Source organism: Oceanisphaera sp. (assembly GCF_052084945.1).
GTDB lineage: Bacteria > Pseudomonadota > Gammaproteobacteria > Enterobacterales > Aeromonadaceae > Oceanimonas.
Genome location: NZ_JBQDEX010000096.1, coordinates 1 through 11335 on the forward strand (window position 1 = coordinate 1; position 11335 = coordinate 11335).

The 11335-nt window shown below is 48.5% G+C and carries 8 protein-coding genes; 4 read left to right on the plus strand and 4 right to left on the minus strand.

Annotated elements, in window-relative coordinates; genetic code table 11:
* The first annotated feature begins 33 nt into the window (after positions 1-33).
* The 3 genes from ACTHY5_RS09245 to ACTHY5_RS09255 all read left to right on the plus strand — a co-directional run bounded on the left by ACTHY5_RS09245 (position 34) and on the right by ACTHY5_RS09255 (position 2349).
* Complete coding sequence (locus ACTHY5_RS09245; RefSeq protein ID WP_441878969.1) at positions 34-522, plus strand: YgjP-like metallopeptidase domain-containing protein; 489 nt, start codon at positions 34-36, stop codon at positions 520-522.
* A gap of 148 nt (positions 523-670) precedes the next feature.
* The gene (locus ACTHY5_RS09250; protein WP_441878955.1) at positions 671-1285 is read left to right on the plus strand and encodes a c-type cytochrome; all 615 of its coding nucleotides are present in this window, start codon (positions 671-673) and stop codon (positions 1283-1285) included.
* Complete coding sequence (locus ACTHY5_RS09255) at positions 1285-2349, plus strand: c-type cytochrome (protein WP_441878957.1); 1065 nt, start codon at positions 1285-1287, stop codon at positions 2347-2349. The genes ACTHY5_RS09250 and ACTHY5_RS09255 overlap by 1 nt, the downstream gene beginning before the upstream one ends.
* Positions 2350-2553: 204 nt before the next feature.
* Here the strand turns inward: ACTHY5_RS09255 and ACTHY5_RS09260 are convergent, their stop codons facing one another.
* Both ACTHY5_RS09260 and ACTHY5_RS09265 read right to left on the minus strand, forming a co-directional pair.
* Positions 2554-3849 (minus strand): mechanosensitive ion channel family protein, encoded by a 1296-nt coding sequence (locus tag ACTHY5_RS09260; RefSeq protein ID WP_441878959.1) that lies wholly within the window; start codon positions 3847-3849, stop codon positions 2554-2556.
* A gap of 48 nt (positions 3850-3897) precedes the next feature.
* On the minus strand, positions 3898-4578 hold the full coding sequence (locus ACTHY5_RS09265; protein ID WP_441878961.1) for a glutathione S-transferase: 681 nt from the start codon (positions 4576-4578) through the stop codon (positions 3898-3900).
* Between the two features lie 301 nt (positions 4579-4879).
* Here ACTHY5_RS09265 and ACTHY5_RS09270 point away from each other — a divergent pair, with 301 nt between their 5' ends.
* Positions 4880-6379, plus strand: a complete 1500-nt coding sequence (locus ACTHY5_RS09270) for a DUF3360 family protein (protein WP_441878963.1) — start codon at positions 4880-4882, stop codon at positions 6377-6379.
* Between the two features lie 107 nt (positions 6380-6486).
* Here the strand turns inward: ACTHY5_RS09270 and ACTHY5_RS09275 are convergent, their stop codons facing one another.
* The gene (locus ACTHY5_RS09275) at positions 6487-9912 is read right to left on the minus strand and encodes an SbcC/MukB-like Walker B domain-containing protein (RefSeq protein ID WP_441878965.1); all 3426 of its coding nucleotides are present in this window, start codon (positions 9910-9912) and stop codon (positions 6487-6489) included.
* A complete protein-coding gene (gene sbcD, locus ACTHY5_RS09280; protein ID WP_441878967.1) occupies positions 9909-11135 on the minus strand; it encodes an exonuclease subunit SbcD in 1227 nt (408 codons plus the stop codon). The genes ACTHY5_RS09275 and sbcD overlap by 4 nt, the downstream gene beginning before the upstream one ends.
* Positions 11136-11335: the final 200 nt, after the last annotated feature.

Below are 11335 nucleotides of genomic sequence, written 5' to 3' on the forward strand. Positions count from 1 at the left end.
TTAGATTGGTATAACCTTGCAGGTATCAACCCCGTGACTCACTTAAAATACCTAGCTCACTATCCCGAGTACCTTCAAGCACAGGCCCAAACGCTTGTCAGCAGTGGGCAATTAGGAGGCTACCTCGAGAGGAAGTATCCAGATTGCCATCAAATACAAAGTGATAAAGCCTTGTATCAATATGTTATTGAGCTAAAAAATCAATATATGCGTAAAAGTAGCCCCCTCACTCAGGTGAGTTACAGCAGCAAGCTACAAGTGCTCAAACAAGCACTGGGCATGCATACCTTTCAGTCTCGCGTACAGGGCAATAAGCTTAAATCTCATAACAGCATTACCGTGGCCAGCTTATTTAAAGAAGCTCCCCCAGAATTTTTACGCATGATAGTGGTACATGAGCTAGCGCATTTTAAAGAAAAAGATCATAACAAAGCCTTTTACCAACTCTGCTGCCATATGGAGCCCGACTACCATCAACTAGAGTTTGATACGCGGCTGTGGTTGCACCTGCATCATCTCTAATCTACATTTATTGTCGACAATGTTGATTTTATGTAACGTAAATGTATGAGTTAGATCAAAACTCCTCCTCTTATGTGGTAAGTACGTATACCGTCTTTGTGACGACCCTCATAGAATACGCACGGAAGCACAACTCAGGATAATAATTATGAAAAAACTCATGTTCTTAGCCAGTGCCCTGGCGCTTAATGCACTGCCGGCTTCAGCCGAGATGCCGCCGCAGGCCGCAACCTGCATCGCTTGTCACCAAACTACCGGCTTAGGTATGCCACATTTGGCCCCCGCGACTGCCGGTATGCCAGCGGCTTATATCGCTGAACAAATTAGACACTTTCAAAACGGTGAGCGCAAAAACGCTATTATGCAGCCAATGGTTGCCGGCTTAGACGATGCCGGTATTAAAGCTGTCAGCGAATGGTTTGCAAGCTTGCCATTACCCCAGCCAGCCACCTTGGTAGTTCGGGGCGATAAAGCACCACAAGAGCTCACCGACGTTGGCGAAAAACTGGCTTATTTAGGCGCTTGGGAGCGTAATGTTCCCAGCTGCGTGTCTTGCCACGGCCCAGAAGGCGTTGGCGTCGGCGATACCTTTCCTCATCTTGCAGGTCAACATGCTGACTATATTGAAAGCCAATTGCATGCTTGGCAAAAAGGCACTCGAACCGGCGATAGTCATGAGCTGATGGGTCATATAGCGAAACAACTAACAGCCGAAGAAATCACTGCCGTTGCTAGCTACTTTGCCAATGTGGAGACTAAATAATGATGAAATTATCTTCTGCGACTCTGCTATTAAGCGCATCATTAGCTTTTGTTGGCAACGCCTATGCGGTAGATACCGCCAAGCTCGCCATACAAGATGAATTACCAGACAGTAAACTACTCAGTGAATATCCCAAAGCACCAGGCTGGGATAAACTGCCTGCTGGTGAACTGGGTGAAAAAGTAGTGCGTGGCTATCAGTACTTTGTTGACACCCAAACAGTAGCGCCTGAATTTAACGGCAATGGCTTAAACTGTGTGAACTGCCACATGGATGCCGGTAAAAAAGAAAATGCCGCACCCTTATGGGCCGCTTATATGAGCTACCCCGCTTATCGTAGTAAAAATAATAAGATAAATGACTTTCAAGAGCGCATGCAGGGTTGTTTCTTATTCTCGATGAACGGTACTCCACCGCCCACAGACGATGATGTGTTAGTCGACTTATCAGCTTATGCTTATTGGTTAGCACAGGGCACGCTTACAGGCGAAGACTTTGATGTGGCCGACATGCCTGTGCCGAGTGATGCCGAATTGCTCAAAGGCGGTAAGCGCGATGATTTCCCCTTTACTCAAGCTTACTTAGATAATGGCGGCAGCAAAGAGCCTGAACTGCCTGGCCGCGGTTACCCTAAACTTGAAAAGCCAGAGCTGACTCCTGATATTGCGCGCGGCAAAGCGGTATTTGAGCAAGAATGCTCTGTATGTCATGGTGAGAATGGCCAAGGTCAACAAGTGAATGAACATTATGTGTTCCCACCATTATGGGGCCCAGAGACCTATAACTGGGGTGCAGGTATGCACAGGGTGAACACGGCAGCTAACTTTATTAAGCATAATATGCCGCTGGGCATGCCTGGCAAGCTCACCGACCAGCAAGCATGGGATGTAGCCACCTACTTAAACTCTCATGATCGCCCACAAGACCCTCGTAACGAAGGTGATGTACAAGCCACTCGTGATACTTTTCATAAGCACAACGTAGAAATTTTTTACGGTAAAGAGGTCGATGGCAAGGTATTAGGCAGCGAGAGCTACCCTAACCACCCAAGAAAACCTGAATAAACGAATATCTGAACCATAAAAAAGGGCCTAAGGGCCCTTTTTTATTGCCCCAAGTTATACCAATCGCACTAAAGAAGCAGTCATACCAATCTAAGTAAAAATGTGATCTGATTTAAAGCTGGACCTAGAGGAAACAGAGTCACCTTCCTCTCTTGCAGGTTTTCAATAGAACAAATATTTAGTGTGTTTGATATTAAGTGGAGTCTAAATATCCTGCGCTGCACCATCTGCTGCTGGTGCGTGCCCACTCGCCAGCATGCGCATATCGTAGCCGGTGGGAGACTCGTGAGCGCGCAAGCCAAACTCGGGTAACACCGCAAAAATATGGTCAAAAATATCGCCTTGTGTTGCCTCGTAACTCACCCAGCCCGTGCTTTTAGTAAAGGCATAAACCTGAACCGGAATACCATTAGGGGTTTGCTCTAATTGGCGCACTAACAACAGCATGCGTTGGTGAATATCAGGATGGTTTTGCAATAATTTCTCCAAATACACCCGAAAGGTACCTAAATTTGTCAATCTCCGCCCATTAGCCAATGAAGTTAAATCGGGCTGCATCTGCTCGTTATACTCAGCAAGCTCTGCTATTTTTTCATCTAGATAAGGCGCTAGCATTTGTGTTCGGCGTAAACGCGAAATATCAGCTTCATCTAAAAAACGTACACTACTGCTATCAATTAAAATATTACGCATTAATCGACGCCCACCCGACTCACTCATGCCACGCCAGTTTATAAAAGAGTCAGAAATGAGGGCATAGGTTGGAATCGTCGTAATGGTGTTATCCCAGTTTTGTACTTTAACTGTGGTTAACCCAATATCAATCACAGCGCCATTGGCACCGTACTTGGGCATTTCTAGCCAGTCTCCTACGGTAAGCATATTGTTAGCAGAAAGCTGAATACCGGCCACTAAACCTAAGATAGGGTCTTTAAACACCAACATCAGCACGGCTGTCATGGCACCTAAACCACTGAGCAGTATCAAAGGCGACTTACCAATTAAGGTTGAAATAACCAGTAAACTGATAAAAATACTCGCCATTAACTTAATGCTTTGAAAAATACCCCGCAGCGGAAAGTTAATCATAGACGGCTTATACTGAAAAATATCCAACAAGGCATCTAGCAAAGCGAACAGCGCCAGCAAGCTATATAACAAAATCCAAATATGCGCGACCGATTGAATGAGGGGCAGTAACGCTGAGCTACTTTCTAACCACAGCCCTGCTTGCGTATAAATAATAACTCCCTGTAGGAGTAAGGCGGTACGGCTATATAGTTGACGCTCAAAAAATGCCTTACGCCAAACACGACGATCGCCTCTGGCACGACTTTCTACCCAAGCCAGCACCACTTTATGCAATAAAAAATGAATCGCTGCCGACAATAAAGCAATTAACAATAAAGCGGCGGCTGTATATAACAAATCTGAATACTGAGGCACATACTTATCTAGTACTGGCATCACCAAGTTTTCTAGATCGCTCACATCATCCATTAGGTGTCTCACTGTAAAGGTTATAGGTGCAGGGTTTTATGGCCATTATTAGGCCATCACTTTAGGGCCATACACATAAGCCCCGCCTTTTGCTAGCGCTTGTAAATAAGCAGGCCTGGCTTGTAATTGAGCCACATAGGCGTTAATTCTTGGGTAACTATCTGCCAGTTTAGGGTTATACATGGCGGCTTCTAGCGGAAAGCTCATCTGAATATCAACAGCACTCAAGTTATCCCCCAAAAACCATTCATGACAAGCAAGATGATCGGCTACAAAGTTCAGGTGAGTATGTAACTGCTGACTCAAAAAAGCATCATTAATGCCTGCCACGAGTTTTTTAGCTATGGGGCGCACAAAAAACGGCATCGGAGCTTGCTGTACTTTTGCTAGCACATGGCCCATCCATAACGGCGGCATTAAAGACCCTTCTGCATAATGTAACCAATACACATAATTCCACCAAGCGGCCGTATTTGCCTTAGGTAATAACGCTGTGCCGTAACGCTGCGCTAAATAGTCGATAATGGCCCCCGACTCAGCCAAGGTTATCTCATCATCCGTTAATATTGGCGCCTTACCCAGAGGATGAACGCGCGTTAGGCTTTTCGGCGCCAAGCTGGTGTGAGTATCTCTCTGATAGCACTTAATATCATACTCTAGCTGCAATTCTTCTAGCATCCAGATAATACGCTGTGAGCGAGAATCATTAAGGTGGTGTAGTTCTATCATGTGCAAGCTCCTTCATTACTGATAGAAATGATTTACAGAAACGGCTTACGAACATTACCCTACAAAAAGTGTGCTCTAGTGCACAAAACATATCATAAATGGCTTAGCTAAAACGAGACAAACACCAAGCTATAAAACGTGCAACCTAGGTCCACAGTTAAGTGCCTGCTTATTTTATGACAAGCCCAGCTAGATGTTTCATAAAAGTTAAGACTTATGTCCAATAGAACAAGCTGATAACACACCCTATTATCGGGCTCAAAATGACACCATTAAGATGGTCAGCATCAAGGAGAGTCACGTGTCACACACCAACGAAAATAGTTACCAAGCAAATCAGCCAAGTAACGAATCTGAAAGCAGTTACCAAGCTCAGCACAAGCCAAGTAGCGAATTTGAAAGCCGCGCAGCTTACCTTGAGCACGAATTATCGATTATGCAGCCCAAGCGTTGGCGGATAAACATCCCTTTTAAAGACTACCGCTTTGAACTGGAAGATTTAATCCCCGCCCTTGCCGCCACTATTGGTAAAATAGTGATGGTAGCCGCTGTGGTTGCCGCCTTTGCTGGTCCATTAGGATTATCAGATTCATTTGTGGTTGAAAACACCCGTTTTGAAATGCTGATTGCAGCCATCTTCTTTGTTATTTTATTCTCGGGCTTTATTAATCCTACCGCGAACTTGGCCGGTACCCACGGTCCCATGATCCCTCTTATTCCCCTTATTGTAGCCTCGGGTGGTCACCCGCTGGCACTGGGCTTATTAGTGGGCTTTTTTGGCCTGTTGCTGAGTATCAGTAAAGGCGGCAGTAAGTTGATGGCCTTAACCAGTGATGGGGTCCGAGGTGGACTCTTAATTTACCTTGGGGCCATCGGCTTACTGAGCCAGTTGAAGTCAATTACCAACTGGGCGAACGGCATCGAAATGGGCTATATCGCCTTTGTGGTGATACTAAGTACCATTATTATGTATGCCCTATTGGCTCGCTGGGGCATGCGCTGGTTGTCTATTCCGCTAGGCTCAGGCATTGCTCTGCTTATTGCCTTGGCATTAGGTGCGCCGTTTGAGTTTGTCACCGAGCCTGGTATTCCACCCTTGTCACCTACTTATTGGTGGGGTGAAGAGACCGGCTGGAAGATGGGCTTGCCTGATTTAGGTGCCTTTATTAGTGTGGCTCCTTTTGCCATCTTAGCGGTAGCTATGTGGTCGCCAGATGTAATGGGTCAGCGGGTATTCCAAGAAATGAATTACCCTAAAAAAGCCAACAAAGTGCTGATGAACGTGGATGACACCATGGGTGTGGCTGCCATTCGTCAAGCCTTTGGTAGTGTCTTGGGCGGCGGTAACTTAGCCTCTTCATGGGGAACTTATATTATCCCAGCCGCCATTGCTAAACGCCCGATTCCGGCAGGGGCCATTTTAACCGGTATCATGTGTATTGTTGCCGCCCTGTGGGGTTACCCAATGGACTTGGCAGTATGGCCTCCGGTACTCAGTGTGGCGCTGATTGTTGGGGTGTTTATGCCTTTGCTAGAAGCAGGTATGCAGATGACCCGTAGCACTACCAGTAGTCAGTCGGCAGGTATAGTGGTGTTTGCTTCAGCCTTCGTTAACCCAGTTTTTGGTTGGTCTATGACCATGCTGCTTGATAACCTAGGTTTGATTGGCGATAAAGAGCGCGGCAAAACACTGCGCCGCACCGACCGCTGGGTGATTCCAGGTATTACCTTTGTGGTACTGCTAGTGATTATGGCAGCGGTTGATATGTTGCCCGGTATTCCAGGTTTTATTGCACATTAAACGACACTAAGCCCCCAAGTAAAAAGCCTGAGTCTGTTATGACAGACTCGGGCTTTTTTTATTTAACACGACGTTAAGCCGTCATCTTTTAAGCTTGGTGCTTGGTGCTATTTTACCTCAAACTCAGGTGCAAGGCGGCTTAAGCCTAAACCTTGGCTCTTGCTGAGTTTGATTTGCACTGGCACGCGCTCTTTTAGTGCATCTATATGACTGATCACGCCAATCATCTTGCCACTGGCATTAAGGGCATCTAACGCATCCAATGCCACCTCTAAGGTTTCGGCATCGAGGGTGCCAAAGCCCTCATCTAAAAACAGCGAGTCAATGCGCGTCTTACTGCTGACTAAGTCTGACAGCGCCAGTGCTAATGCCAAGCTTACCAAGAAGCTTTCGCCGCCGGATAAGGTTTGGGTATCTCGCGCCACGTCCGCTTGCCAGGTGTCAATCACCGACAGTTCAAGCTCACCGCCGACTTGACGCGCCAACTGATAGCGACCATGTAAGCGCGCCAAGCGCTGGTTGGCTAATTGCACTAAATGCTCAAGCGTTAACCCTTGGGCAAAGCGGCGATATTTAGCGCCGTCTGCCGAGCCTATCAGATGATTCAGCTGCTCCCATAATTGCAGACTCTGTTGCTGGGCATCAATGTCATCGAATAACGCTTGTTGGCGGGCTCGACGCTGAGCATCAGTCTCAAGCTGTGCGCGCCAGCCACCCAGCTGTTGAAGCTGCTCATTATATTGCGCTTGGTGCTGTTGTATTTGCGCTTGCAAGACAGGCTCAGCGCTTGGGTCTAGATCATCTAAGCAAGCCTTGGCTGTATCCACTGCCAGCTGGGCTTGCTCCGCCAAGGTTTGCGCCTTATGTAGTGCTTGCTCTAATACTCGCTGTTGCTCGGCTAAACGTGTGTGCTCCGCCTCACTTAATAACGAGGCTAAAAAAGCAGCTTCATCACTAAATGGACTATCAGCGAGTTGTTGCTGCCACACCATTAAGCGGTGATCTAGCTCAGCAGTTAGCTCATCCGCCTGCTGGCGTAAGGTGTCAATGCGGGCAATATGTTGTTGCAACTGCTGTTGACTGTACTGCCACTGCTCATTTAATTGCGCAAGCTCAGCCGCGCTACCCGCCACTGGCTCACTCTCAGCCAAATCAGGAATGTCTAGTGCCGACCAACGCCTTTGCCACTGAGTCTGCTCTGCATTGGCGGCATCTAAACTCACCGCCAGCTGCTGGCACTCTTTGGTTATGTCTTGTACGCGGGCTTGCTGCTTTTTCCAAGTCTGCCATTGCTGTTCGCATTCTTTTAGCCACGCCACCCAGTCATGAGGCACAGCCCAATCAAGCGCGGTGAGTGACGCGGCCAGCTCTGCTTGTTGCTGGGTCACTCGCGCCTGCTGTGCTGTGATCTCTTGCTGTAATTGGGCTTGTTGCTCAGTTAATGAGGCTAACTCTTGGTCTTGCAAGCCTTGTGCGCTTTGAGCTTGGGCCAGTGCACGCTCAGCCTGCTGCAACTGCTCTTGGCAGCGATAGACCACCTCTTGCTGCTGCTCAAGCTGCTGACACTGAGTAGTAAGAGTCTGTAACTGCTGCTGACGCTGAGCTAGCTGTGCTGCTTGCTCAGCAGGGGTACTGGCCGTTATCCCAAGCTCTGCTAACAGGCGCGCTAACTCAGCCTCTAACTCCTTGAGCTCCTCAGCTAGCGCCTGCATTTGCTCTTGCTGTTGCGCAATGGCGGCTTGGCAGTTCGCTAGTGCCTTATTAAGCTGCATGCCTTGGCGCTCACAGGCTTCGCGCTCGCGTATTTTGTCGGCTAAGCTGTTGGCGGTAGCATCATCTAGGGCTTGATAAGCGTCAATGGCCGGATGATGCTCGCTGCCACATAAAGGACAAGCTTCATTATCTTGTAGGCGCGCTCTGTGCTCTTCTAAGGCGCGAATACGTTGCTCTTGCTTTAGTAGCTGCTCTTTATCGCGAATATGTTCTTGTAGCGCTTTATAGTCCGCCCGTGATTGGGTTAATTGCGCCTCAAGTTCACTCGCCTTTGGCATGTGCTCCGCCAGCGCTTGGCTCAGCTTGGCTTGTGTTTGAGTTAGCTTAGCGGATTGCGTCCAGCATTGGTGCACTTGGCTCCATCGCCCTTGTTGCTGATTAAGCTGTTGCAAAGTTTGACGCAATTCGGGCAACGACTCACCGGCTAATAACTGAGTCAGCTGTTGTTGTTGCGTATTAAGCGCCTGCTTTTCCTTATCTACAGTTCGCGCTGCCTGCGTGACTTGCAACTGCGTTTGCTGATAAGCCTGTGCTAGGTCCTGTTGCTTGGTTTGTAACTTAGCCTGCCCCGCTTGTGCCCGCGTTAAGCTTGCCTGCTCGCTTACGTTGCTGTGCACTTGTTCACGCCAAACAGCTAAATATTCCCCTAATCGCTCGGCCACTGGGTTGGTGGCCATTTGCTGGTTAAGCAAGGCGTGCTCTGCTAGCAAGGTCTGTTCACTAGCCGTTAACGCTTGGCTCAGCTTGCGACTCACTTGCAGCCCTTGCCAAGCTTGCAGTTGTTGCGCCATCAGCTGCTGTTGGTGTGCGGCTTGGGCTTGGCTTAGTTGGGTTTGATATTTTTTTAGTCGCGCTTGGGCATCTTGCCATGGCTGCCAATCCGCTTGTAGGCGACGGGCAGGCTCTGCAAGCGCTAACTGCTGACGCGCAGCGGCTTGCTCTTGCCAGGCGTTTTTGGCAGCCGTAAGTGCCTTTTCGGCTGCTGTTTGTTGCTGTTGTGCCCCATGATAAGCCTGAATGCGTTGCACACTCACTTGGGCTTGCGCTAACGATTGCTGTTGCTGAGCGAGCTCTACTTCAGCGGCGGCTATGTCCTTGTGTATTTGCTGTTGCTGCTCGTCACTCAACAACTCCATGCCCGCGGCTCGCGCATTCAGCTCAGCGAGTGTCCCTTGTTGCTCGCGGGTTTTCTCAAACACTCGCCGTGAGAGTTGCGCATAAATGTCGGTGCCAGTGAGCTCTTCAAGTAACTCGGCCCGCTCGTTGGCATTCGCATGTAAAAAGGCGGCAAAGCCCCCTTGGGCTAATAGCATAGACTTGGTAAAGCGGCCAAAGTCTAAACCACTGAGTTCTTCAGTGAGACGCAACTTATCATTAATTTTGGTGCTAATAATGCTGCCATCAAGCTTAGCTAACTCAACTTTAGGCGCTTGCAACTTGCCGTCTATTTTATCCCGCGAGCGGCGCTGGCTCCAAAATGCCCGGTAACCTTGCCCCTTAACCTCAAACTCCACTTCGGCTAAGCAATCTGGCGTATGACGGGTCATAAGCTCGTTATTGCTGGCCGATACCTGCTTCATACGCGGCGTTTCGTGATACAGCGCTAGGCAAATAGCATCCAGCAAGGTGGTTTTACCCGCCCCCGTCGGTCCGGTAATGGCAAACAGGCCGCTGTCATTAAAAGGCGCTTGGGTAAAATCTATTTTCCACTCCCCTTTTAGGGAGTTTAGGTTTTTTAGCCGCAGGCTGAGGATCTTCATGCATCTTGCTCCATATCAGCTAATAACCCTTGGTATAAATCATGCAATGCCTGCTCGCGCTCTGGCCGTAACGCTTGCGTTGCCAGACGTTGATTAAACACCTGTTGCGGGGTCAGCTCACTTAGCGTCACCCCCACTTCGGCGGTTAAGCCATCTTGTTGTAGCGTGCGCTGGCGGCGTACCAATAATATTTCTAGCGCCTGCCCCTCAGCGAGTTGTTCAATTCTCGGTTGTAAGTCACTTAAATAATCATCTTCTGCCACCGTGACTTCTAGCCATACCGCTAAGCTTTGCTCGAGTGCTGCCTGCTCGGCGGCGAGCGTTTTCATGGCCTCACCAATTTGTTGCAAGTTGCCCTTCACTCTAGCCATAGGTTGAAAAATAGGAACCGGCAAAGCAGTGACCGCGCTGAGCCCTGTTGATGCAAGATCAACTAATAACACTTCTTTTTGCTGGCCGACCTCGTCAAAACTTAATGCAAGGGGCGAGCCGCAGTAGCGGATATGCTGATGCCCACCCACTTTTTGCGGTCGATGAATATGGCCTAAAGCAATATAGTCTGCTGGCGGAAAAGCACTGGCAGGAAAGGCATCTAAGGTGCCAATGTAAATTTCGCGCACCGAGTCACTGGTGCTCGCGCCAACCGTCGTTAAGTGCCCAGTGGCAATAATGGGTAAGGGAGAAGAGCCGCGCTGACCTTGCTGCTGAGCAAGCTCAAATAATTGCTGATAATGCTGCGCAATGGCCGTTTGCAAGCTGTGCTGCTTGTCGCTGGCACTTTGTCCAGACTCGCTGCTCATGACTTCCCGCGCGCGAATAAAAGGCACGGCACATAACACGGCCCCGGGGTTGCCTGTGCGATCGGTAAGCGTCAATACTTGGTGCTCTGGGTTAGCTAATACGCCCGGGATCACTTGTACATTTAAGCAGCCCAACAAGCTTCGTGATTCATTTAACATGGCAACCGAGTCGTGATTGCCGCCTAAAATCACTAATTGAGTACCCGTTTGCTGCAATTGAACGATAAAATCGTTGTATAACTCACGGGCATAACTGGGCGGTGTACCGGTATCAAATACATCCCCCGCCACCAGTACGGCATCCACGGCTTGCGCCTGTACTTGCTCGACTAACCAGTTTAAAAAAGCCTGATGTTCTGCAAAACGGGTTTTACCCATAAAGTGCTGGCCAAGGTGCCAGTCGGAGGTGTGCAAAATACGCATGAATGACTCTTTGTTAAATTAAAGGGAATTTTTATACCATTCTGAGAAAGTAACTAAATCTATTTATTGCCCTGTAGAAATCGAATAATACCGATCTGGAAAAATAACTGATCTATTTTTGTTTGTATAAAAAGTCGAACAAAGGGTCTACTCCACCGACACGCTGCAAGCACCTCCCTGTAACGCTCTGCACATGACGT

Coding starts and splice junctions, on each gene's coding strand:
- ACTHY5_RS09250 (WP_441878955.1), top strand. CDS start 671: ATGAAAAAACTCATGTTCTTAGCCAGTGCCCTGGCGCTTAATGCACTG.
- ACTHY5_RS09255 (WP_441878957.1), top strand. CDS start 1,285: ATGATGAAATTATCTTCTGCGACTCTGCTATTAAGCGCATCATTAGCT.
- ACTHY5_RS09260 (WP_441878959.1), bottom strand. CDS start 3,849: ATGGATGATGTGAGCGATCTAGAAAACTTGGTGATGCCAGTACTAGAT.
- ACTHY5_RS09265 (WP_441878961.1), bottom strand. CDS start 4,578: ATGATAGAACTACACCACCTTAATGATTCTCGCTCACAGCGTATTATC.
- ACTHY5_RS09275 (WP_441878965.1), bottom strand. CDS start 9,912: ATGAAGATCCTCAGCCTGCGGCTAAAAAACCTAAACTCCCTAAAAGGG.
- sbcD (WP_441878967.1), bottom strand. CDS start 11,135: ATGCGTATTTTGCACACCTCCGACTGGCACCTTGGCCAGCACTTTATG.